This is a genomic window from Rugamonas sp. (genome assembly GCF_025354735.1).
GTDB lineage: Bacteria > Pseudomonadota > Gammaproteobacteria > Burkholderiales > Burkholderiaceae_D > Rugamonas.
Genome location: NZ_JANXMI010000314.1, coordinates 1 through 22,045, shown reverse-complemented (window position 1 = coordinate 22,045; position 22,045 = coordinate 1). Strand labels below are relative to the sequence as shown.

General features: G+C 65.3%; 26 protein-coding genes. 13 read left to right on the top strand and 13 right to left on the bottom strand.

The window, feature by feature from the left end:
- Positions 1-143, top strand: a 143-nt coding sequence (locus tag Q0S71_RS26425) for a transposase domain-containing protein (protein ID WP_296002449.1), incomplete at its 5' end; no start/stop codon positions are given.
- Positions 144-526: 383 nt separating this feature from the next.
- Here the strand turns inward: Q0S71_RS26425 and Q0S71_RS26420 are convergent.
- Positions 527-1,423 (bottom strand): pirin family protein, encoded by an 897-nt coding sequence (locus Q0S71_RS26420; RefSeq protein WP_296002446.1) that lies wholly within the window; start codon positions 1,421-1,423, stop codon positions 527-529.
- Between the two features lie 57 nt (positions 1,424-1,480).
- Positions 1,481-2,080 (bottom strand): NAD(P)H-dependent oxidoreductase, encoded by a 600-nt coding sequence (locus tag Q0S71_RS26415; protein ID WP_296002443.1) that lies wholly within the window; start codon positions 2,078-2,080, stop codon positions 1,481-1,483.
- Positions 2,081-2,192: 112 nt separating this feature from the next.
- Between Q0S71_RS26415 and Q0S71_RS26410 the strand changes: the two genes are divergently transcribed.
- Complete coding sequence (locus Q0S71_RS26410; RefSeq protein ID WP_296002439.1) at positions 2,193-3,104, top strand: LysR family transcriptional regulator; 912 nt, start codon at positions 2,193-2,195, stop codon at positions 3,102-3,104.
- Here the strand turns inward: Q0S71_RS26410 and asd are convergent, their stop codons facing one another.
- Positions 3,105-3,962 (bottom strand): archaetidylserine decarboxylase, encoded by an 858-nt coding sequence (asd, locus tag Q0S71_RS26405; protein WP_296002437.1) that lies wholly within the window; start codon positions 3,960-3,962, stop codon positions 3,105-3,107.
- A gap of 147 nt (positions 3,963-4,109) precedes the next feature.
- Between asd and Q0S71_RS26400 the strand changes: the two genes are divergently transcribed.
- The 4 genes from Q0S71_RS26400 (at position 4,110) to Q0S71_RS26385 (ending at position 8,482) form a co-directional block, all read left to right on the top strand.
- Positions 4,110-4,598 (top strand): hypothetical protein, encoded by a 489-nt coding sequence (locus Q0S71_RS26400; protein ID WP_296002434.1) that lies wholly within the window; start codon positions 4,110-4,112, stop codon positions 4,596-4,598.
- Positions 4,582-6,930 carry a GAF domain-containing protein gene (locus Q0S71_RS26395; protein WP_296002432.1) on the top strand — a complete coding sequence of 783 codons (2,349 nt, stop codon included), beginning with the start codon at positions 4,582-4,584 and terminating at the stop codon, positions 6,928-6,930. The genes Q0S71_RS26400 and Q0S71_RS26395 overlap by 17 nt, the downstream gene beginning before the upstream one ends.
- Positions 6,927-7,844: a LysR family transcriptional regulator gene (locus Q0S71_RS26390; protein ID WP_296002429.1), complete on the top strand. Its 918-nt coding sequence runs from the start codon at positions 6,927-6,929 to the stop codon at positions 7,842-7,844. The genes Q0S71_RS26395 and Q0S71_RS26390 overlap by 4 nt, the downstream gene beginning before the upstream one ends.
- Before the next feature lie 347 nt (positions 7,845-8,191).
- Positions 8,192-8,482: an H-NS histone family protein gene (locus Q0S71_RS26385; protein WP_296002426.1), complete on the top strand. Its 291-nt coding sequence runs from the start codon at positions 8,192-8,194 to the stop codon at positions 8,480-8,482.
- A gap of 53 nt (positions 8,483-8,535) precedes the next feature.
- Here the strand turns inward: Q0S71_RS26385 and Q0S71_RS26380 are convergent, their stop codons facing one another.
- A complete protein-coding gene (locus Q0S71_RS26380; protein ID WP_296002422.1) occupies positions 8,536-8,922 on the bottom strand; it encodes a VOC family protein in 387 nt (128 codons plus the stop codon).
- A 175-nt stretch (positions 8,923-9,097) separates the two neighbouring features.
- On the opposite strand from Q0S71_RS26380, the gene Q0S71_RS26375 reads away from it, so the two are divergent.
- Together Q0S71_RS26375 and Q0S71_RS26370 are read left to right on the top strand one after the other, a co-directional pair.
- Positions 9,098-10,402, top strand: a complete 1,305-nt coding sequence (locus tag Q0S71_RS26375) for an amidohydrolase family protein (protein WP_296002419.1) — start codon at positions 9,098-9,100, stop codon at positions 10,400-10,402.
- A 92-nt stretch (positions 10,403-10,494) separates the two neighbouring features.
- Entirely contained in the window at positions 10,495-11,112 is a 618-nt protein-coding gene (locus Q0S71_RS26370; RefSeq protein WP_296002416.1) for an LON peptidase substrate-binding domain-containing protein, read from the top strand.
- Positions 11,113-11,140: 28 nt separating this feature from the next.
- On the opposite strand, the gene Q0S71_RS26365 is transcribed toward Q0S71_RS26370, so the two are convergent.
- From Q0S71_RS26365 to trpS, 3 genes are all read right to left on the bottom strand, one after another.
- The gene (locus tag Q0S71_RS26365; RefSeq protein WP_296002414.1) at positions 11,141-12,109 is read right to left on the bottom strand and encodes a DMT family transporter; all 969 of its coding nucleotides are present in this window, start codon (positions 12,107-12,109) and stop codon (positions 11,141-11,143) included.
- Between the two features lie 11 nt (positions 12,110-12,120).
- Positions 12,121-12,450 carry a DUF1294 domain-containing protein gene (locus tag Q0S71_RS26360; protein WP_296002412.1) on the bottom strand — a complete coding sequence of 110 codons (330 nt, stop codon included), beginning with the start codon at positions 12,448-12,450 and terminating at the stop codon, positions 12,121-12,123.
- A 77-nt stretch (positions 12,451-12,527) separates the two neighbouring features.
- On the bottom strand, positions 12,528-13,550 hold the full coding sequence (gene trpS, locus Q0S71_RS26355) for a tryptophan--tRNA ligase (RefSeq protein ID WP_296002409.1): 1,023 nt from the start codon (positions 13,548-13,550) through the stop codon (positions 12,528-12,530).
- Between the two features lie 283 nt (positions 13,551-13,833).
- Between trpS and Q0S71_RS26350 the strand changes: the two genes are divergently transcribed.
- The 3 genes from Q0S71_RS26350 to Q0S71_RS26340 all read left to right on the top strand — a co-directional run bounded on the left by Q0S71_RS26350 (position 13,834) and on the right by Q0S71_RS26340 (position 15,696).
- Positions 13,834-14,226 (top strand): hypothetical protein, encoded by a 393-nt coding sequence (locus Q0S71_RS26350; RefSeq protein ID WP_296002407.1) that lies wholly within the window; start codon positions 13,834-13,836, stop codon positions 14,224-14,226.
- Positions 14,227-14,293: 67 nt separating this feature from the next.
- Positions 14,294-14,872 carry a TetR/AcrR family transcriptional regulator gene (locus Q0S71_RS26345; protein WP_296002405.1) on the top strand — a complete coding sequence of 193 codons (579 nt, stop codon included), beginning with the start codon at positions 14,294-14,296 and terminating at the stop codon, positions 14,870-14,872.
- 116 nt (positions 14,873-14,988) lie between these two features.
- On the top strand, positions 14,989-15,696 hold the full coding sequence (locus Q0S71_RS26340; RefSeq protein ID WP_296002399.1) for an SDR family oxidoreductase: 708 nt from the start codon (positions 14,989-14,991) through the stop codon (positions 15,694-15,696).
- A 165-nt stretch (positions 15,697-15,861) separates the two neighbouring features.
- Here the strand turns inward: Q0S71_RS26340 and Q0S71_RS26335 are convergent, their stop codons facing one another.
- From Q0S71_RS26335 to Q0S71_RS26325, 3 genes are all read right to left on the bottom strand, one after another.
- A complete protein-coding gene (locus Q0S71_RS26335; protein WP_296002397.1) occupies positions 15,862-16,668 on the bottom strand; it encodes an ABC transporter substrate-binding protein in 807 nt (268 codons plus the stop codon).
- Between the two features lie 62 nt (positions 16,669-16,730).
- Positions 16,731-17,987 (bottom strand): TCR/Tet family MFS transporter, encoded by a 1,257-nt coding sequence (locus tag Q0S71_RS26330; RefSeq protein WP_296002394.1) that lies wholly within the window; start codon positions 17,985-17,987, stop codon positions 16,731-16,733.
- A 49-nt stretch (positions 17,988-18,036) separates the two neighbouring features.
- The gene (locus tag Q0S71_RS26325) at positions 18,037-18,696 is read right to left on the bottom strand and encodes an HD domain-containing protein (RefSeq protein ID WP_296002391.1); all 660 of its coding nucleotides are present in this window, start codon (positions 18,694-18,696) and stop codon (positions 18,037-18,039) included.
- A gap of 143 nt (positions 18,697-18,839) precedes the next feature.
- Here Q0S71_RS26325 and Q0S71_RS26320 point away from each other — a divergent pair, with 143 nt between their 5' ends.
- Together Q0S71_RS26320 and Q0S71_RS26315 are read left to right on the top strand one after the other, a co-directional pair.
- Positions 18,840-19,157 (top strand): hypothetical protein, encoded by a 318-nt coding sequence (locus Q0S71_RS26320; protein WP_296002388.1) that lies wholly within the window; start codon positions 18,840-18,842, stop codon positions 19,155-19,157.
- 81 nt (positions 19,158-19,238) lie between these two features.
- Positions 19,239-19,724, top strand: a complete 486-nt coding sequence (locus tag Q0S71_RS26315) for a chemotaxis protein CheW (RefSeq protein WP_296002385.1) — start codon at positions 19,239-19,241, stop codon at positions 19,722-19,724.
- Positions 19,725-19,739: 15 nt separating this feature from the next.
- Here Q0S71_RS26315 and Q0S71_RS26310 read toward each other — a convergent pair whose 3' ends face one another.
- From Q0S71_RS26310 to Q0S71_RS26300, 3 genes are all read right to left on the bottom strand, one after another.
- Positions 19,740-20,474 carry a ribonuclease HI family protein gene (locus Q0S71_RS26310; RefSeq protein WP_296002383.1) on the bottom strand — a complete coding sequence of 245 codons (735 nt, stop codon included), beginning with the start codon at positions 20,472-20,474 and terminating at the stop codon, positions 19,740-19,742.
- 119 nt (positions 20,475-20,593) lie between these two features.
- Positions 20,594-21,250, bottom strand: coding sequence for a YXWGXW repeat-containing protein (locus Q0S71_RS26305; RefSeq protein ID WP_296002380.1), 657 nt, complete (start codon positions 21,248-21,250; stop codon positions 20,594-20,596).
- A gap of 213 nt (positions 21,251-21,463) precedes the next feature.
- Complete coding sequence (locus Q0S71_RS26300; RefSeq protein WP_296002378.1) at positions 21,464-21,721, bottom strand: hypothetical protein; 258 nt, start codon at positions 21,719-21,721, stop codon at positions 21,464-21,466.
- Positions 21,722-22,045 lie beyond the last annotated feature (324 nt).

Here is a 22,045-nt window from a genome sequence, read left to right as displayed (position 1 = left end):
GGCTGTTCGCCGGCTCGGAACGGGCGGGGCGGCGCGCCGCCGCGATCCAGACCCTGTTGGCCACCGCCAAGCTGAACGGCCTTGAGCCGCTGCGTTGGTTGACCGAGACGCTTGAGAAGCTGCCTACCTGCCCTAACAGCTAGATCGATACCCTGCTGCCGTTCACGAACTCTACCCAGCCTTAAAGCCAATTGCCAGATGGGGCCGCTGGAGGCTTACCCTCCTCCAGCTGATTGAGCAACTGCGCCGTCTCGGCGGCACGCAGGATATATCGGAAGGGATTACGGCCGCCATCGCATTCTGGATATGCCCGAGCGCCGGCAATTCCGCTACCGGCTTGAAGACGTCGCTTTTGACTGAGACCTCCGCATCAAAGTCATGAAACCCATGGTCTAGCAATATCGCGACGCCGAATTCTTCTTGAAAATCAAAGCCGAGGTTCCCGCCAATCCGTGAAGAACCAAAAAAAGGCCGGCGTTGAAGCCGGCCCAAAAGGGATACATGAAAATCGATTGCCGCTGCTCGATTACCGGTGCGCTTCCTCGCCCAGCTTCCCGGCGCGGAAGTCCTCGACCGCTTGCACGATCTCGGCCTGGGTGTTCATCACGAACGGGCCGTATTGGACGATAGGCTCGTTCAGCGGCGCGCCGGCGATCAGGATCACGCGGCTGGCCTGCGCCGCGTGCAGGGTGACGCCATCGGCATCGGCCGCATTGGCCAGGATCGCCATGCTTTTCTCCGGCACCGACTTGTCGCCGACACTGACCGCGCCGCGATAGGTGTAGATGAAGGCATTGTGACCGGGCGGCAGCTGCTGCTTGAACGTGGCGCCGGCCGGCAGGTCGATGTCGATGTAGATCGGCTCCGTCACTTCGCGCTGCACCGCGCCGACGACGCCGTGGCTGGCGCCGGCGATCACGCGCACGCCGACGCCGGCGTCGGTGGTGAACACCGGCACGTCCGCGCCGTTGAAATCGCGATACCACGGCGCCCGCATCTTGTCGCGCGCCGGCAGATTGAGCCACAGCTGGAAGCCTTCCATCACGCCCGCTTCCTGCTCCGGCATTTCGGAGTGGATCACGCCGCGGCCGGCCGTCATCCACTGCACGCCGCCGCTGGTCAGCAAGCCTTCGTTGCCGGCGCTGTCCTTGTGGCGCATGCGGCCTTCGAGCATATAGGACACGGTTTCAAAGCCGCGATGCGGATGGCTGGGAAAACCGGCGATGTAGTCGTTGGCCTTGTCGCTGCCGAAGGCGTCGAGCATCAGGAAGGGATCGAGGCGGCGCTGCAAGGCCTGCGTCAGCACGCGGTTGATCTTGACACCCGCGCCATCCATCACGGCCTGGCCGTGGATGATGCGTTCGACTCCGCGGCCCTGATGTACGCTGTCCGATGCTACCTTGTTCGTCGTTGCTGATGTCATGAATGCTCCTCGTGGGGTGGGTGGCGCCAGCGCGGCGGCCGGCGCATCGCTGCTGTTTTATACCAGGACGGCGTTGATCTGTTCTTCGGCGTGGGCCTGCGCCTTGGCGACCGCTTCCGGACCCATGCCCATGCCTTCGGCGTAGATGAACTGCACGTCGGTCAAGCCGAGGAAGCTCAGGAACATCTTCAGGTGCGGCAGCTGGGTGTCGCTGGGGCCATCGCGGTGCATGCCGCCGCGAGCCAGCGCAACGTAGACTTTTTTGCCGGTCAACAGGCCGATCGGGCCGGTGGCGCCGTACTTGAAGGTGACGCCGGCGCGGGCGATGGCGTCGAACCAGCTTTTGAGCTGCACGGTGATGCCGAAGTTGTACATCGGCGAACCGATGACGATGGCGTCGGCCGCCTGCACCTGGGCGATCAGCGCGTCGTCCAGCGCCACGCGGGCGGCCTGGTCGGCGCTGCGCTGGTCGGCCGGCGTGAACAGCGCTTGCAGCGCAGGTTCATCGATGACGGGGTGCGGATCGGCGGCCAGGTCGCGGCGCACGACGGTGGCGCCGGCGTTGGCGGCGGCCAGCTTGGCGACGATGGCGTCGGCCAAACGGCTCGATTCGGAACCGCTGCTGCGGGCGCTGGAATTGATTTGCAAGATATTCATGTGGAAGCTCCGTCTGTTGTGTTGTTGCTGCGATGGAGTGACTTTAGCAGTTCCATATCTGGCGGAGAATCCCTTAGAATGGATAACATTAATCCACTAATGGAACAATCATATGGACATCAACCCGGCCGACCTGCTGCTGTTCGCCCGCATCGTCGAATGCGGCAGTTTCAGCCTCGCGGCGGACAAGGTGCAATTGCCCAAATCGACGGTGTCGCGCCGCATTTCGCTGCTGGAGGCGCAACTCGGCGAGCGCCTGCTGCTGCGCACCACGCGCAGGCTGGTGCTGACCGAATTCGGCGCCAGCCTGCTCGAGCACGCGCGCAAGGTGGCCGACGAAACCGAGGCCGCCGCCGCGCTGGCGCAGCACCGGCAGGGCGCGCCCAGCGGCTTGCTGCGGGTGTCGATGCCGGGCGACTTCGCCAACTACACCATGGGCAAGGTGATGGCCGAGTTCATGAACCGCTATCCGGCCATCACGCTGGAACTGGATTTGTCGCCGCGCCGGGTCGACCTGCTGGCCGAGAATTTCGACCTGGCGATCCGCATGGGCGATTTGCCGGACGACGCCTCGCTGGCGGCGCGCCGCATCGCCTTCAGCAATCTGGGTCTGTACGCGGCGCCGTCGTACACCTCGCTGCGCGGACTGCCCGAGCATCCCGACGACTTGTTCCAGCACGATTTGCTCAGCCTTCCGCCGCGCGTGCACGGCATGATCCACTGGACGCTGACGCGCGGCAAAACGCGCTGGGAGCGCGAACTGCCGGTGCGGCTGATGGCCAATTCGCCCGAGCTGCTGGTGCGCCTGGCCGCCACCGGCGTGGGCATAGGCGCCAGCAGCGATCAATTCGCGGGACGGTTTCTGGAGACGGGAGAGCTGGTGCGCGTGCTGCCCGAGTGGCGCTTCCCGCCGACGACGGGATGGGCCGTGTTCCCCGGACGCCGCCTGATGCCGGCCAAGACGCGGGTGTTTTTGGATATGCTGGAGTCGCTGTACGACGCCGGCCAGGATCTGGGTTTCTGATTAGCGGTCGCGCGGCGTCAGATTCGCCATCGCTTGGCCCAGTTGCACCGGCGCGGCCGGCTGCCACTGCGCGTTGAATTCCATCACCCCTTGCGGGAACAGCATCACGACGGTGGACCCGAGCAGGAAGCGTCCCAGCTCCTCGCCTTTTTTCAGCACGATATCCTGATCCTCATAAGTCCACTCGCGCACCGCCGGCGTGCGCGGCGGATTGACCACGCCATGCCACACCGTCGCCATGCTGCCGACGATGGTGGCGCCCACCAGCACCATCACGAACGGCCCGTTGGCCGTGTCGAACACGCACACCACGCGCTCGTTGCGCGCGAACAGGCCGGGAATGCCGCGCGCGGCGGTCGGGCTGACCGAGAACAGCTCGCCCGGTATGTAGATCATGCGCGTCAGTTTGCCGTCGCACGGCATGTGGATGCGGTGGTAGTCGCGCGGGCTCAGATACAGGTTGGCGAAGCTGCCATGCTGGAACCGGGCCGCCAGCGCGCTGGCGCCGCCGATCAGCGCCGTCGTCGTGAAGCGGTGGCCCTTGGCCTGGAAAATCTGGTCGTCCTCAATCGCGCCGAACTGGCTGATGCGGCCATCGATAGGGCAGATGAAATCGGCGGCGGCCAGCGGCCGGGCGTCGGGCCGCAGCGCGCGCGTGAAGAAATCGTTGAAGCTGGCGTAGCTGCCGATGTCGGGATTGAGCGCCTCGCCCATGTTCACGTTGTACTGGCCGACGAACCAGCGTATCAGCTGCGTCGTGTAGATGCCGCCCTTGGCGCCGGCGACGCGTCCGGCGAACATGGTCAATGCCTTTTTTGGAAGCAGGTAATGCGGCAGCACGGCGAGGCGATCGGACACGATAGGGGAATCCATGATTAAGAAGACTGCGAATTATAACGGTGCCCATGGCGCGCGGGACGAATTCCGTGCTGCGTTTGCGGCCGCTGTTGTTATGTGCCACCGCAGCGATAAAATGGCCGATGGTATGATGGTGGGTCGCGCGCCATGTCGGCGCCGCCCGTTTCATCGCTCGTCACTGTTCGCGGGGCCATCCTGAAAAAGTCATCCACCTTAGCTTTGCCGCAGGCGCTGGCCGAAGTGCGCGATTTGCAGCGCACCGTGATCGTGCTGCGCGCCGAGCTGGAAGCGGCCCACCAGGAACGCCAGCGGCAGGTGCAGGACGCGCTGACCGCCACCCACAACGAGGCGCGGCAGATCAGGGCCACCGTCACGTCGCTGCGCGCCACGCTGGAGCTGGCGCAAATCGACAGGGAGGCCGCCGTCAAAACCGCCATCGCCGCCGGCCAGGCCGAGATCATGCATCTGCGCGATGGCGTCGCGGCGCTGCGCGAACAGCTCGAACGTCGGACGCTGGAACAGTCCGACGCACTGCAACATGCGGCCACCGGCCACCGCGCCGAAATCGCCCAGCTGCACGATACGATACGCGCGCTGCGTTCCTCTCTGGAGGCGCGACATGCCGCCGCGCGCTGACCGGGGCGCGGTAACAGGCTTGAGCACCGGCTTGAGCACCGGCTTGAACCCGGCCGCCGCCGCGTCCGAGGGCGCCGCCGGCGCGCAACGGCGCCGCCTGCGTCAGGTCGAGCTGCTGCTGGAAGTGTCGCGCCGGATGGCGGCCTACGATACGCTCGACGAAATCCTCACCGCCCTGGTCGAGGTGACGACCGAGGAGCTGGGCGCCGAACGCGGCACGCTGTTCCTCAACGATCCCGAAACCAACGAGCTGTTCTCGCGCGTGGCGCAGGGCGATATCCAGCGCGAGATCCGCTTCATGAACCACGCCGGCGTGGCCGGCCACGTCTTCACCACCGGCGAGGCGCTGCTGATCGCCGACGCCTACGCCGACCCGCGCTTCAACCGCGCCATCGACGAGCAGACTGGTTTCGTCACGCGCACCATCCTGTGCGTGCCGATCAAGACGGTCAAGGGCGAGATCATCGGCGTGTCGCAGACCCTCAATAAAAAGCGCGGCAAATTCACGCGCGGCGATTTGCGGCTGCTCGAGGCGCTCACCACCCAGGGCACGCTGGCGCTGCAAAGCGCGCGCTTCTTGGAGAGCATGCACAAGGTGCGGCGGCAGGAAATGGAGTTCATCGACGTCGTCTCCGAAGTGACGGCCGATATCAAACTCGGCTCCCTGCTGCAAAAGGTGATGGGCGAGGCCACGCGCCTGCTCAACGCCGAGCGCTCGACGCTGTTCCTCAACGATGAAAAAACCGGCGAGCTGTGGTCGGAAGTGGGGCAGGGCCTGGACTCGCTGCAAATCCGGCTGCCCAACAACGCCGGCATCGCCGGCGCCGTGTTCACGTCCGGGAAAAACATCAACATCCCCTACGCCTACGCCGACCTGCGCTTCAATCCGGCCGTCGACAAGCGCACCGGCTTTTTCACGCGCTCCATCCTGTGCGTCCCCATCGTCAACAAGCACGGCAAGACCATCGGCGTGACCCAGGTGCTCAACAAGCGCGGCGGCCCGTTCAGCAACGAGGACGAGTCGCGCCTGCGCGCCTTCACGGCGCAGATTTCGATCGCGCTGGAAAACGCCAAGCTATTCGCCGACGTGCAGCAGATGAAGAACTATAACGAGGCGATGCTCGAATCGATGTCGAACGGCGTCATCACGCTCGACGACCAGGCCAGCATCGTCACCTGCAACGCGGCCGGCCTGCGCATCCTGCGGGTCGACGGCGCCACCCTGCTGGGCAAGCCGGCGGCCGATTTTTTCCGCGGCCCCAACGCGTGGGTGCTGGAGCGCCTGCAGCAGGTGGAACAGGTGGAGCCCGGCCGGGCGGCCGCGCTGCTGATGGACGCGGAGCTGGTCTGCGGCGGCGACACGCGCTCCGTCAACTTCAGCGTGCAGCCCTTGCTGTCGATGGAAAAGAAGCGCATCGGCTGGATGCTGATGATAGAGGATATCTCCAACGAGAAGCGGCTGCGCTCGACCATGTCGCGCTATATGGACCCCGGCATCGCCGACCGGATGGTGGCCAGCGGCGCCGAGCTGCTGGGCGGGAAGAACGTGCTGGCGACGGTGCTGTTCTCCGACATCCGCAGCTTCACCAGCATCACCGAGACCCTGGGCGCGCAGGGCACGGTGGCGCTGCTCAATAAATACTTCACGCTGATGGTCGACTGCATCCAGCGCGAGGAGGGCATGCTCGATAAATTCATCGGCGACGCCATCATGGCCGCTTTCGGCATCCCGGTCGGCCACGAGGACGACGCCGACCGCGCCGTGCGCGCCGCCATCGCCATGGTGGGCGCGCTGCGCGTGTGGAACCAGGCGCGCGCCGCCGACGGCAAGCCGGCCGTGGAAATCGGCATCGGCCTCAATACCGACCAGGTGATGTCGGGTAACATCGGCTCGCGCAAGCGCATGGATTACACCATCATCGGCGACGGCGTCAACCTGGCGGCGCGGCTGGAGTCGGCCTGCAAGCAGTATGGGGCGCGCATTTTAATCAGCCAGTTCACCTACCGCGCCCTGCGCGGCACCTACCGCACGCGCGAACTCGATATCGTCGTCGTCAAGGGCAAGACGCAGCCGGTGGCGATCTACGAGGTGCTCGACTTCCACACCGACGACAGCTACCCGCATCTGGTCGACGCCGTCGGCCTGTTCCGCAACGGCGTATCGCACTACCGGCGCCGCCAATGGAGCGCCGCGCGCAAGGCCTTCGCCGAGGTGCTGGCGCTGAACCCGCGCGACCAGGCGGCGATGCTGTATTTTGAACGCTGCGCCCATCTGGCCGAGCACCCGCCGGCCGACGATTGGGACGGCAGCCATGTCATGGAAAGTAAATGAAGATCCCCAAGAGCACACTGGAACAATGGCAGGTCTTGCAGGCCATCGTCGAATGCGGCGGTTATGCGCAGGCGGCCGAGGCGCTGCACCGCAGCCAGTCGTCGATCAGTTATATGGTCGCCAAATTGCAGGAGCAGCTCGGCGTCGAGCTGCTGGAAATCGACGGCCGCCGCGCGCGCCTGACGAAGAACGGCGAGGCCTTGCTGCGCAAGGCGCGCGAGGTGCTGGGCGCGTCCTTCCAGCTCGAGGAGCTGGCGCAAAGCCTCATCAGCGGCTGGGAGGCGGAGATCGGCATCGCCGTCGACAGCCTGTTCCCCGTCGAGCTGCTGGTGCAGGTGCTGCGCGACTTCGAGCCGGTGTCGAAAAACACCCGCGTCAACCTGGAGGAGACCATGCTGACCGGATCGGCCGATGCGCTCATCGAGCGGCGCGTCGACCTGGCCATCACCAGCCACGTGCCGCCCGGCTTTCTCGGTGACGTGCTGATGGACATCGACTTCGTCGCCGTGGCCCACCCCTGCCATCCCCTGCATGCGCTGGGGCGCGCGCTGGAAATCGACGACCTGGCGCGCGCGCTGCACATCGTCGTGCGCGATTCGGCTTCGCTGACGCCGCGCGACCACAGCTGGGTGTCCGGCGGCCAGCGCTGGAGCGTGAACAATCCGGCCACGCGCATGGAGCTGATCTGCAATGGCCTCGGTTTCGGCTGGCTGGCCGAACACAAGATGGAGAGCCAGCTGGCCGACGGCACGCTCAAACCGTTGCCGCTGCGGGTGGGGCAGCGGCGCAAGCTGTCGCTGTCGCTGATCGTCGCCAATCCCGAATCGGCCGGACCGGCGACCTGCCGACTGGCCAATCTGATCCGTAAAGTGTCGGCCGAAGGTATTAAGCCGCGCCCGCCGCTCTGCGCCTGAATATATATTGCCGCCTTCTTAAAATCCCGCCTCCCGTGTCATCGCGCCCGCGTCGCCGCGCCGCTTATTGAATATCGTGCGCGCCGCTGAATAAAAGACGACGATGAAGCTCACACTTTTGCGTATAGTTGTGGAAATTATTCATTTTTATAGCTATATTGATATTTGTTGCAGATATAAGTGGAGAATACCCCGGTTCTTATGGTAAATTTGCGCTTCTGAATTCTCACACATTGTCACACCGCTTACTTCGACTTCAGATTGCAGCGCCAGATTTCAGCTTCAGATTTCAGCTTCAGATACAACGCAGCCGGCTTAACTCTACCCCCCCATAAGAAGGAATAAATATGACGACCTATCAAGAATACAAAACCAAAATCGCTGAATTGGAAACGCTGGCCGAAACCGCCCGCAAAAATGAACTGACGGCGGCCAAGGAACAAATCGCCAGCATTATGCGCGACTACAACCTGAGCCCCGCCGACCTGGGCGCCGGCGCCAAGGCCAAAACGGTCAAGACCCGCGCTCCGGTGCCGACCAAGTACCGCGACGAAGCCACCGGCCAGACCTGGACCGGCCGCGGCCGCGCGCCTAAATGGCTCGAAGGTAAGGAAAAATCGCAATTCCTGATTAAATAATGGTAGTCGTGGAATAGCGCGTTCAAACGGACGGGATTATCCGGTCAGAGCGGTTACTGACTGTTTATACTGAGGATATTCCCGTCCGGATCGCGCAACCACGCAATCCGGATGCCGGCGCCGACATGGATATCGCCTTTGCGCGTCAATCCCGGCAATTCGTAATGTTCAAACGCCACGCCCTGGCCTTGCAGTGCGTGCACGATGTCTTCCAGATCCTCGCCGACGCCCCAGGTGACGGCGGTGGCCTGATTGGTCGCCGCATATTCCGAGCGGTACACCAGCAAGGTCGAGTCGCCGCAGCGATAACGGATTAAGTCTTCGCCTTCGGCACCGCTTTCTTTCAAACCCAGCGTGCCGCCATAAAATGATTTGGCCATATTGATATCGCGGACCGCCACGGTCGCCATCGCGCTTTTCTCAGCCAGCTTGTTCAGCATGTTATTCCCCATTTCGATCTCCTTGTGACCGTCCTGTTGATTGTCGCCGCTCTCCTGCGATCCGCTGCCGTCGCAAAAAAACGCCGGATCGCCACCTTATCAAGAATAGACTTGCAGCGGCGCCGCTTTGCTTCGTATTATGCTTTTTGATTATAGAAAACTTAAGGATCAGATAATGCGTTTCCGGACTTGTCTGCTGGCGATGATGCCCGCTCTTTTCGCCGCCGCCGCCACCGCCGCCGCCGCCGCCCTCGCCACCCCTGATCCGGCGCCGGTGCTGCTGGCGCCCGACCGGGTCTGGACCGGCGACGGCCAGGCGCATGCCGGTTGGGCGGTGCTGGTCGTCTACGGCAAGATCGAGGCGGTGGGGCCGGCCGCCGCCATCCACGCGCCGGCCGGCGCCGAGCGCATCGCCTTGCCCGGCAAGACGCTGCTGCCCGGCTTAATGGATTTGCATTCGCATCTGCTGCTGCACCCGTATAACGAAACCTCGTGGGACGACCAGGTGTTGAAGGAGCCGGTCGAATACCGCACGCTGCTGGCCGCGCGCCATGCGGCCGATACCTTGCAGGCCGGCTTCACCACCTTGCGCGACCTCGGCAGCGAAGGCGCGCTGTACGCCGACGTCGCCGTCAAGCGCGCCATCGACGAGGGTGTGATCGCCGGCCCGCGCTTGTTCGTCGCCGCCCGCGCCATCGTCGCCACGGCCAGCTACGGCCCGTCGCCGCGCGCCTACCGCGGCGACATGGACTTGCCCGGCGGCGCGCAGGAAGCGACCGGGGTCGATGAAGTGGTCAAGGCGGTGCGCGAGCAGGCCGCGCGCGGCGCCGACTGGATCAAGGTCTACGCCGACTATCGCACCGGTCCCGATGGCGGCCCGCACGCCACGTTTTCGCAGGCCGAGATGGACGCGCTGGTGCGGGCCGCGCATGAGTCGGGGCGCAAGGTGGCGGCCCACGCCAGCACCGACGAAGGCATGCGGCGCGCCGTGCTGGCCGGCGTCGACACCATCGAACATGGCTACGGCGGCAGCGAGGCCACGTTCAGGTTGATGGCCGAGCGCCACGTCGTGTTCTTCCCGACGCTGACGGCGCCGGAAGCGGTCGGCGAATATTTTCAGCAGCATCAACGGGGCGACCCGCCGACGCCGCAGATGCAGGCCGCCGCCCACGCGTTCGCGCTGGCGCGCCGGCTCGGCGTCACCATCGGCAATGGCAGCGACGTCGGCGTCTTCGCGCACGGCGACAACGCGCGCGAGATCGAATGGCTGGTCAAACTCGGCATGACGCCGGTCGAAGCGCTGCGTGCGGCCACCGTGGTCGATGCGGCGGTGCTGGGCCGGAGCGAGTCGCTGGGCCAGGTGCGGCCCGGCTTCGTGGCCGACCTGGTGGCGGTCGACGGCGATCCGACGCAAGATATCGCGGCGCTGCGGCACGTCGGCCTGGTGATGAAGGGTGGCGTGATGTATCGTCGACCCTGAGCGCCCCGACTTGGCGCCCCGCCTTCCGCGCAGCCTTTGAACGCCGCCTTGTGTAATATGGCGCCCCTTGCTTTTTCATGAGATTATGCCGCATGGCCTCGATTCCGCTTTTCCCGCTCAATACCGTGCTGTTCCCCGATGGGCAGCTGCCGTTGCAGGTGTTCGAGGTGCGCTATCTCGACATGGTGCAGAAGTGTATCGACAGCGGCAGCGAATTCGGCGTGGTCTCGCTGCTGCAAGGCAGCGAGGTACGCAAGCCGGGCCGCAGCACCGAGTCGCTGTCGACGGTCGGCACGATGGCCCGCATCGTCTACTGGTCGGTGCCGATGGCGGGGCTGATGCAGATCACCTGCGTCGGCACCACGCGCTTCCGCATCAGCAGCAGCGAGCAATTGAAGCACGGCTTGTGGCTGGCCGAGGTCGAGACGCTGGCCGCCGACCGCGTGGTACCGGTGCCGGCCGACCAGGAAGATGTGGCGACGGCGCTCGGCGCGCTGATCGCGTCGCTGCAAAAGAAGCGCCAGGCGCCGGCGCAGATGCCGTTGGCGCCGCCGTACCGGCTCGACGACGCCGGCTGGGTCGCCAATCGCTGGTGCGAACTGCTGCGCCTCAACCTGCACGAAAAACAGCTGCTGCTGGCGCAGGACAATCCGGTGCTGCGCCTGGAGCTGGTGCAGGATGTGCTCAACGAGAACGGCTTGCTCGTCTAGGCGCGCCGCGCGAGCGCTACACCGCGGTTCACTCCTGATGTTGCGTCACTTCCTCCACCGCGTGCACCCGCACCGACCACAGCACGCCCACGATCAGCAGCACGATGGCCGCCACCTCCAAGGGGCGCGGCAGCTGCTGCTTGTAGATAAAGCCGTACAGCAGCGCGAACAGGGTCTCGAATAAAATCAGTTGGCCCGACAAGGTCACCGGCACGCGCTGGCTGGCCACGTTCCACAGGTGGTTGCCGATCACCGACGCGCCCAACGCCAGCAAGGCGTTGACGGTCCAGAACAAGCCCCAGTCGCGGCCCGATGCGGCGCCCGCCGCGCCGGTGACGTCGGCATGGAACAGCGCCAGCGCGGCGGCGGCGATGAGCAGCGCGATCAAGCCGCTGCTCATGCCGTACAGCGCCGACCATGCGCCGCTGCTGAAATGCGGATTGCGTTTCAGGTAGCGCGCGTTGTCGATGGCGTACCAGGTCCAGCACAGCAGCGCGCCGGCCGCGCACACCACGCCGAGCAGCTTGCGCGCCGTTTGTTCGGCCGTTTCGAAACTGGCGCCGGCGTGGTGGCTGAAGACGTCGACATTGATGCAGGCGATGCCCGCCGCGACCACCAGCAGCGGCAGCGCCAGGCGCCGCAGCGGCACGGCGCCGTGGTCCTTGTGGCCGAGCAGGGTGATCGAAATCGGCAGCACGCCGATAATCAGCGACGTCGGCGCCACGCCGGCCAGTTTCACGCCCAGTGCCAGCAGCATGTAGTAGATGATGTTCCCGGTCAGCGCGTGGCGCAGCAGCGCCGCGTAGTCGCCAGGGCCCAGGCGGCGCAACAGCGCGGGCAGCTTGCGCGCCGTCAGCGCGCAGGCGATCAGGCCATAGGCGATGTAGCGGCCGACGGCCATTTCCAGCGGCGTGAACGCGGCCAGCAGTTCGGGCACGATGAAGACCATGCCCCACATCGCGCCGGCCAGCAGGCCGCATAAGACGCCATTCCACATGGTCGGGACTTTCAAAAGTATCGGGCGGACAGCTGCGCGAGGCACAGCAACAGGACGACGTTGAGCGCGACGCTGCACCAGAACCAGCGCCGGAACGAGCGCTTGGCCGATTTGTGGCGCAGCCACTGCTGCGCCAGAATCGCGCCGGGCCAGCCGCCCGCGAGGCCGAGCAGCAGCAGCGCGCGTTCCGGGGTGCGCTGGCGCTGCCGGACGGCGGCCGACTTGTCGAGCGCGTAGACGATGAAGCAGGCCACACTGGCGACGCCGTAGGCCGCCGCGACCCAGGCGCTCAAACCCCACAGCACCGTCGCGATCAGGTAAATCAGCGCGAAGGCCAGCAAGGCCAGGTAGCTGCCGGCGCCATCGGGCGCTACGACCGTGGCCGCAGCCGTGGCCGCGCGCGGTGTGCGGCGTCGGCTCAGAAGTAGCGCAGGCCGAGGGCGGCTTTGACTTCATCGGCCGTTTTCGCCGCCACGTCGCGCGCCTTGTAGGTGCCGTCCTTGAGCATCTGCATGATGTAGCCGCGGTCCTTGGCCAGTTCCTCGCGGCGCGCGCGTATCGGCGCGAGCATCTCTTGCAGCACCAGCTCCAGGCGCTTCTTGACGATGCTGTCGCCCAGGCCGCCGCGCACATAGTGCGCCTTCATGTCGGCCAGCGCCGCCTGTTCGGGATCGAAGGCGTCCAGGTAGGTGAAGGCGACGTTGCCTTCGAGGTGGCCCGGATCTTCGACGCGCAGGTGCAGCGGATCGGTGTAGACTTTTTTCACGGCGGCCGTGATCTCGGCGGCGCTGGCGCCGAGGTTGATGGTGTTGGCCAGCGATTTGCTCATTTTGGCCTTGCCGTCGGTGCCGGGCAGGCGACCGATTTCCGGCACCAGCGCCTTGCACTCGACCAGGATGTCCTGGTTGACGATGCGGTTGAAGCGGCGGGTGATTTCGTTGGTCTGCTCGATCATCGGGATCTGGTCTTCGCCCACCGGCACCAGCGCGGCCTTGAAGGCGGTGATGTCGGCGGCCTGGCTGGCGGGGTAGGTCAGGAAGCCGGCCGGGATGTCGCGCTCGAAACCGCGCAGGATGATTTCCTGCTTCACCGTCGGATTGCGTTCGAGGCGCGCCACCGTGACCATGTTCAGGTAGTAGAAGGTCAGCTCGGCCAGTTCCGGAATCTGCGACTGGATCAGGATGGTGGACTTGGCCGGGTCGATGCCGACGGCCAGATAGTCGAGCGCCACTTCGACGACGTTGCGGTGGACCTTGCCCGTGTCGTCCATATTGTCGGTCAGCGCCTGGGCGTCGGCCAGCATGATGAATTGCTGGTAGTCGTGCTGGTAGGCGATGCGGTTGCGCAGGCTGCCGACGTAGTGGCCGAGGTGCAGCGGGCCGGTGGGGCGGTCGCCGGTCAGGATGACGGTCGGGGTTTTGGGCGTGGAGGGCAGTGTCATCAAAGTTCCTTTACGTTGCCTGCGACGGCTGCGCGAACAAAAACGCCGCCCAGCGGAGGCGGCGTTGATAAAAATATCATGTGCTAGAGCTAGCGGCCGCGTGTTCTTAGCGGCGCCACCAATTGAGGCTGTAGCGATGGGATGGGGTAAATTTCATGCGCGTATGGTTGCAGTTCGGCGCCGCGCTGTCAAGGTGTCGGGCGGACTCGAAAAATATTAGCGATGCGGATGGAACCAAGTTCCATGGCGGGACTCCAAGTATTAAACAACAATGGAGAACGCGATGTCGAATAATTTCAATGCCGTGGCCTTTGCCGAACGGTTGGAGGAGGGAGGGTTTTCTGATATGCAAGCCAAAACGCTGGCTGGAGGGCTATGGGAATTGGTCGAAAACCATTTGGCGACCAAGGAGGATTTGGCGGCCATGGAGGCACGGTTGATGGCTGCAATAACGGCGGCGATCGATAGCTCGGCCAGCTTGCTGAGGAGGGAAGCCGCCGACGCCAGGAATGAGTTATTGGCGAAAATAAGCGATACCCGGACGGAGCTGATCGAAAGAATCTATGAGGTCGAGCTCAGTATCGTTACGTTGAAATCTGAATTGATCATGTGGGGCGTGGGCTTGGTGGTGGTGCAAACCGGCGTCATCGCGGTGATGCTCAAGTTCCTTCATTAAGTTTGACTATTGCCCTACATCAAAATCTTTCGTTGACTTATTTAAGACGACCAGTCATATTGTCGACATGCCCAAACCTAACGTCCGCGAACAAATAGTCTCCACCAGCCTTGCCTTGCTGCATAGCCGGGGTTTCAACGCGACCAGCGTGCAGGACATCACCGAGGCGGCGGGCGTGCCGAAGGGCTCGTTCTACAACCACTTCGCCAGCAAGGAAGCGCTGGGGCTGGAAGTGCTGGAGCGCTACGCCCAGCTTGGCGTGGACTCGCGCGCCGTGCTGGCCGATGTAGCCGTGCCGCCCTTGGAGCGCCTGCGCCGCTATTTCGAGTGGCTGGTGAATATCGGCGTCGACAGCAATTTCAGCTGCGGCTGCCTGCTGGGTAACTTCGGCACCGAATTGTCGGGGCAGAGTACGGTCATCCGCCAGCAAGTCGACCTGGCGTTTCAGGAATGGTCCGAGGTGCTCGCCGCCGTGATCGCCGAAGCGCAGCAGCAGGGCAGTGTGGCGTCGGACGTGCCGGCGTACGAGTTGGCGGCATTTATCGTCAACGCCTGGGAAGGGGCGGCCTTGCGCTCGAAAGCATCGCTCGAACGCAGCCCGCTGGACGGTTTCATGAACGTCACCTTGCGCAAGGTCTTAAGTTGAACTGAGTTGAACCGAGTGGATGTATTGCTCGTTTCACGTATCATTTTTTTTCGCCAGTTTTTAAGTTGACTGGTCATATTGTGTTTTTTCCCATTACTCACTCAAGGAGCTTCACCATGAACATCAAAGATTCCGTCGTCCTCGTCACTGGCGCTAACCGTGGTCTCGGCCTGGCGCTGATTAAGGCGCTGAAGCTGGCCGGCGCCCGCAAGATCTACGCCGCCGCGCGCGATCCATCGACCATCACGCTGCCGGGCGTGCTCGCCATCAAGCTCGACGTGACCAACGCGGCCGACATCGCCGCCGCCGTGCAAGCGGCGCCGGACCTGACCATCCTGATTAACAACGCCGGCATCATGCTCAACTCCAGCACCGTCGACGCCGACGCCGCGACCAAGGCCCGCGCCGAAATGGACGCCAATTTCTTCGCGCCGATGGCGCTCAGTTCGGCCTTCGCGCCTGTGCTGAAAAGTAACGGCGGCGGCGCGATCGTCAACGTGCTGTCCGTGCTGAGCTGGTTGAGCCTGCCGGGCAGCGCCACCTACAGCGCCTCGAAAGCGGCGGCCTGGGCCATGACCAACGGCTTGCGCGGCGATCTGTACGCGCAGGGCACGCAGGTGCTGGGCGCCCACATGGGTCTGATGGACACCGACATGGCCAAGGGCGTCGACATGGACAAGACCCATCCGGACCTGATCGCCAAGGAAATCCTGACCGCGCTCGAAGCGAACCAGGACGAAGTGCTGACCGACGAAACGTCGCGCCAGGTCAAGGCCGGCATCGGCATGGAGCGCAGCTTCTATCTGGGCCAGCCACGCGCCTGAGCCTGATCCGCCACTGCCTTGCTTTATCGACCAGTGTTGGGTAGTTGGCCGCCAGCCCGCTGATCCGTCAGCGGGCTGTGTGTTTTTGGCCGTCATCCTGGGCCAGCACGGTAAGGCTGCCGGTGGTCTGACCCCGGTTGCGCGGCCGCCGATGCCAGCGATCCGTCAGCGCGGCCGCACGCTTTCGGTCAGCACGTCGGCGCGGTGGTAGCGCTGGAACGCTTCGAGCACCGCGTTCGATTTGGCCACCCGTTCGAGCAGCTCGCGCAGCGTGTCCTGGTCTTGCCGCAGCAGCGACGCGCGCGAAATGTAGGCGCCGCTCATGCCCCAAGGGAGTTCCGGTATCGGTTCCATGCGCAGCCGTTCCAGCAGCCCGCTGACACGCGGCTCGTGGTTGGCGGCGCCGGCGAAGATGGTCGGCGTCATGATGGTCATGTCGACCGCGCCGTCGTGCATCAGCCGCACCACGGCGCTGACGTCGACTTCCTCGAACAAGCGTCCCTGCCGCGTCAACGCCGCCACCAGCGCCCGATACTGGGCGCCGTAGTCAAAGCCGCGCACCACCGCCACCCGGATCTCGCGCCGCTCCAGCAGCTGTTTCGCGCTGACGATAGGCGGGCGCCGCCGGTCCAGGGAGATGAGCATGGAGCGGTGGCCCATCATCGGCACGAACACGCCCTGGCGGTCGCGTTCCGGCGTGCGCGTGGCCGGGACCAGCAGGTCGGCGCTGCCGGCTTCGAACATCGCCACCTGGCGCGCGCGCGGCACCACGGTCAGCACGAAGCGGCAGCCGGCTTTGGGGCCGGCGCTGCGCAGCACGTCGGGATAGATGCCGTGGATGCCGCTGTCGTCGACGACGATGCTGGCGCCGTTGGCCGACACCGGCACGGCGATGTCGCGCGTGCAGTCGGCCCGCGCGCCGGCGCCGCACGCCAGCAGCAGGGCCAGGGCGGCCGTCCGCAGCAGGGGCATGGCCGCCGCCCGCAGCGGCGGGGCGGGGCGCGGTGTGATGGTCGCTCGCATGGGGACGCGCTTTACGGCGCCGCCGCGGCGGTGCGCAGGTGGTGCTGTTTGAAATAGCGCCGCGCCACCATGATCGCCACCGCCTGCATCGCCGCGCAGACGAAGAAGGTGGTGCCGATGCGCCAGTCGTTGGCCGGCAGCGTGCTGACCGAGGCCAGGATGGCGTTGCCCAGCAGCGGCATGAAGATGATGCCGATGCTGCTGATCGATTGCAGTGATCCCATCAGCTGTCCCTGTTCATTGGCCGGCGTCGATTTCGAGATGATGCCTTGCAGCGCGGGGCCGGCGGCGAAGGCCAGCAGATTGCACAGGATGAAAACGTACATCATCCAGCCCTGCGTGGCCAGGCCGTACAGCAGATAGGTGATGCAGCCGGAAGCGAGGCCGATCAGCGCCAGCCGCACTTCGCCGAAGCGCTTGATGAACACGCCCAGCAGGCCGGCCTGCACCACCGCCGCCGACAGGCCGACGCAGAACAGCGCCAGGCCATTTTGTCCGGTGCTCCAGCCGAAGCGGAAGTGGGTGTACAGCACCCACGTCGATTGCAGCATCATCTGCGCGCAGGTCGACAGCGCGAAGACGATAATCAGGCCGCGGATGTCGGCGCGCCGCGCTAGCTTGGACACGGCCGCCAGCGGATTGGCCTTGGCCAGCGCGAATGGCGCGCGCAGCGCCTGCGGCAGCGATTCGGGCACGACGAAATAACCGTAGAGGAAATTGGCCGCCGACAGCGCCGCCGCCACGTAGAACGGCAGGTGCAGGCTGACGCTGCCCAGCAGGCCGCCCAGCATCGGGCCGCAGATGAAACCGAGGCCGAAGGCGGCGCCGATCTTGCCGAAGCTTTTGGCGCGGTTTTCCGGCGTCGACACGTCCGACGCGTAGGCCGACGCCACCGACATGCTGGCCGACGAGGCGCCGCCGATGACGCGGCCGATGAACAGGCAGGCCAGGTTGGGCGCCCACGCCGTCGTCAGGAAATTGAGGCACATGCCGGCCATCGAATAGAGCAGCACCGGGCGGCGGCCGACGCGGTCGCTGACCATGCCCAGCATCGGCATGAAGATGAATTGCAGCAGTCCGAAGGTGGCGCCCATGTAGCCGTTCCAGTGCGCCTGCGCTTCGTGGCCGCTGACGAATTCGCCGAGCAGTATCGGCAGCACCGGCACGATCAGGCCGATGCCGAGCATGTCGATGAACACGCACACCAGCACGAAATTGAGATTGCCGGCGCGCGCGGGCGCCGGGGCGGAGGGCAGGGGAGTGGTCATGTCGGAAGCCGGTATGGGGTGGGGGTGTCGGTGGTGGCGGGCGTCGCGCTCAGGGCGCGTCCGGGCTGGCGGCCCATTCGGCGATGAAGTTGTCGCGGAACGCCATCAGCGCCTGGAGGCGGCCGTCGGCCAGGCGGCGGCCGGCGGCGGTCTGCATCTTGCCGGGCAGGGTGGCGAGCTTGGTGTCGATGTGATCGAGCGCGTAGGCTTTTTCATCGAGTTCGCGTTGCAGCGCCATCGGGTCGTTGGCGTGGGCCAGCGCGGTGCCCATGCGGCCGGCCGTGTAGAACAGGCGCGCCAGGCCGACCGCGCCGAGGGCGTCGAGGCGGTCGGCGTCCTGCACGATTTTGGCCTCGATGGTGAGGGGCGCGATGCCGGCCGAAAAGCTGTGGCTCTCGATGGTGTGGGCCACGGCCGCCAGTTTGTCGGCCGGGAAGTCCAGCGCCGCCAGCCGCAGGCCGGCCAGTTGCGCCGCCTTGCGCGACGCGAGGTGGCGCTCGGGATCGTTCTTGGCCAGGTTGACCAGGTCGTGCAGATAGCAGCCGGCCAGCACGGTCAGCGCGTCGGCTTCGGGATAATCGTCCAGCAGCAGCGTGGCGTTGCGCCACACGCGGTGCAGATGGTTGGTGTCGTGCGCACCGTCGGCGCCGGCCTGGTCGCTCGCCAGCGCGACCAGGCGCGGGTGCCAGCTGCTCAGCAATGTATTCATGATTCTCCGTCGTCGTGCGCACGGTGGCGCGGGGTGCGGCTGAAGTGCGGTGCGCACCGTTTTGCTCGTCTGCGCTATTGTGCCGTGGATATTGGCTGCGATCAAATATTGTTTGCTTGCCAATTCCCGGCGCATTGTGCAAAATGAAATACAAGATGACAATGTTCGGAGAGAAAATGCGACTGATGCTGTGCGTTGCCGCAAGTCTGGTGCTGATCGCCGCCGACGCGCTGGCGCTCGACGACACCCCTATCCCGTCCGCTTATGTGTTGGCCAGTGCGGCCGGCAGGATGGCGCCGCGCGTCAGGCCGGAGCCCCTGTCGGCGCCGCCGGCCGCCGCGCACCCGCACGCAATCCGCGTCGGGGCCAAAATCCGGGCCGGAACGCGGGCCAAAGTCCGGGCGCACGGCGCGACGTCGCCGCCCGCCGCGCTGGCGGCGGCACCCAAACAGTTGCCGTAGACATATATTTGATGCGTTTGATCTTGGCTTGCGGTAACATTATGCCCAGTTAAAATAATCACCCGCGCACAAGGAAACCGCATGTCTCTCGTCACCAGCGACGCTCACGCCGTCCCCGCCGCCGAATATCTGGCCTTCACCCTGGGCCAGGAAGAATACGGCATCGACATACAAAAAGTGAGCGAAATCCGCAGCTACGAAACGCCGACCCGCATCGCCAATGCGCCGGCCTTCGTCAAGGGCGTGGTCAACCTGCGCGGCATTATCGTGCCGATCGTCGACATGCGCATCAAGTTCAGCCTGGGCACGCCCAGCTATGACCAGTTCACCGTCGTCATCATCCTCAACATCGGCCAGCGCGTGGTCGGCATGGTGGTCGACCGCGTGTCCGACGTGACCACGCTGCTGCCCGAGCAAATCAAGCCGGCGCCGGAATTGGGCACGGCGCTCAACACCGACCATATCGTCGGCCTGGGCACGCTCGACGATCGCATGCTGATCCTGATCGATATCGACCGCCTGATGACGAGCGAGGAAATGGGCTTGATCGACAGCGTCGCCGCCTGAGTTTTACGGCGCTTCTTACAGCGCCGGATCGGCGTGGTCGTTGTCGTTGTCGTCGGTGTCGTCCGCGTCTTCATGGTCGGCCTGCGGCCACGAGGCGATCGCCTGCTGCGACAGCCGGTCCGCGTCGGCGTTGCGGTGGCGCGGTATCCAGCGCAGCGCGACCTCGGGCAGTTGCGCCATCAAGCCGATGGCGCGCGCATGATGCGCCTGCAAACCGGCCGCGCCGGCCGTCGCCGGCGGCCGGTTCACATCGTTGACCACCACCTGGCTGTCGCCGTAGATCGCCAGTTGCGGCGGCCGGTGGCGCAGCGCTGTTTCCAGCAGCGCGATCAAGGCCAGATATTCCGCCTCGCCGCTGTTGCCATGGCCGGCGCGCCGGCTGATCTCCACGCATTCTCCGGCCGGGCCGCGCAGCAAGGCGCCGATGCCCAGCCGTCCCGGATTCGGGTGGGCCGAGCCGTCGAACCACGCCAGCCACGCGCCCGGCGGCGGCTGATCGCGGGCCCGCCTCAGCGCCAGTGTATCGATTTTTTCCTGCGCTCTGGCGGCGCGCCGCGCCGCCTCCGCCGCCTGCGCCTGCGCGCGTTGCGCCAGCAGCGACGCCAGTCCCGGCGCGCCGGCCGCCTGCGTCATCACCTGCCGCAACGCCTCGGCCGGCGTCAGGCCGGACCGCGTGGCCAGCCGGCGCGCCAGCACGCGTTCCTTGTGAAAAGCTGCGGCGGTCAGCGCGTCGTAGTCGGATGTCGGCATAAAAAAAGGGCCGCTCCGTTGGAAGCGACCCCCATGATCTGTGGGAGGGCGCCAGCATAACCGATATGCCGGCGCTTGCCCCGCGCTTAACCTATAAACCGGCTGGCGCGGGTGAAAAATTAATCGCGGTGCGGATTGTCCGGGTGGTGGTCGTAGCGGTCAGGCACGCCGTCGTGATCGCGGTCGTGATGGCCGCCGTGCTCATAGCCCTCGTGGTGATCCCAGTGCGCCTCCTCGCGGAACCAGTGGCCGTCGCGCTGGGTCCAGTGCGGCGCGCTGTAGATGTAGCCCGGCCGTTCGGCGATCCAGCCGCCGCCCACCCATTCATGCCGGTTGCCGCGCCATTCCCAGTAGCCCGGACCCCAGACGTAGCCGGGACGCGGTTCGGGAATGCGCTCGAAACGCGGTGCCGGCGGCGCCGCGCTGATGTACTCGACGGCGACCGGCGCGGCGCCGACTTCGACCCAGCCGCCGGGGCTCAGGCGCCAGCCGCCGCCTTCACGCACCCATTCGGCGCGGCGCCACTGCTGGCCGCGATGTTCCGGTTCCCAGTGGCCGTTCAGCCAGACGTGGCGGCGGCCTTCCCAATTCCAGTATCCGGGCGCCCAGACGTAGCCGCGGCGCGCGGCCGGCACGCTTTCAAAGCGCGGCGGCGGCGGTTCATTTCCGATGACGACGCTGACGCCGACTTGCGCCATCGACGTCGCCGGCATGAATGCGGCCGCGCTCAAGGCCAGGACGGCTGCCGCGTAAATGGTGGTGGGCTTAATCATCATATTTCTCCAGGTAGTCTGCGTGTGCTTCACGCTTGGAGCGAATATATCAAGCGCCGCGCGGGTGCGGCATGAAAGATTCAACTGCTTACAACTGACACAAGCCGGCCGGGTCTTGTGTCTGCCAGCGCACAGACCCGGGCGCGCTGAAACGGGTTCGCCTGACACGCAACGTCGCGGTGAGCGCGCGGCGTGCAGGCGAATTCGGTGGCGCGCTCAGATGGTTGGGTCGGTGCTGCGGGAAGCCATCTGGGCGCTTTGTTCGTCGATCAGCGACTGCCGTTTTTCGGCGGTGCTCATGCGTTTCGCGGCGACCACCACCACCGGCATGTCCGGCGTGGCGAGGCTTGCGGCGCGGGCCGTGGCGCTCATTTCGGTCGGTGCTTCGCTGCCGCGCTGGGCGAGGTAGTTGCTGCCGCAAGCCAGACCGAGAGTGATGATGAAGACAGCTTCGAAGTTTTTCAGGACGTTCATTTTGCTTCCTTTCAGTCTGTGTGTGCGTTTCGATGTGGTCACTTTAGCCACCGGCCCGGCGCGGCGCCATGCGATTGCGACGAGCCGCATGCTGGACGGCGCGAACGGTAAAAAATGGCGACCGGACGATGATTTTCCGGCCACGCTTTTTCGTTCCCTCCGCTAAGCGGCGACAGAACCACACACCAGCGCGAGGGGCAGATGCCACGATTTCTCACCACCGTCTTGCAAGCATGGGGCGAGCGGCGCCGCGCGCGCCGCCGCCAGCGCAACCTGCGGGCGGGCGCGCACCGCCATCGGCCCGATGTCCCCGCCGCCGGCGCG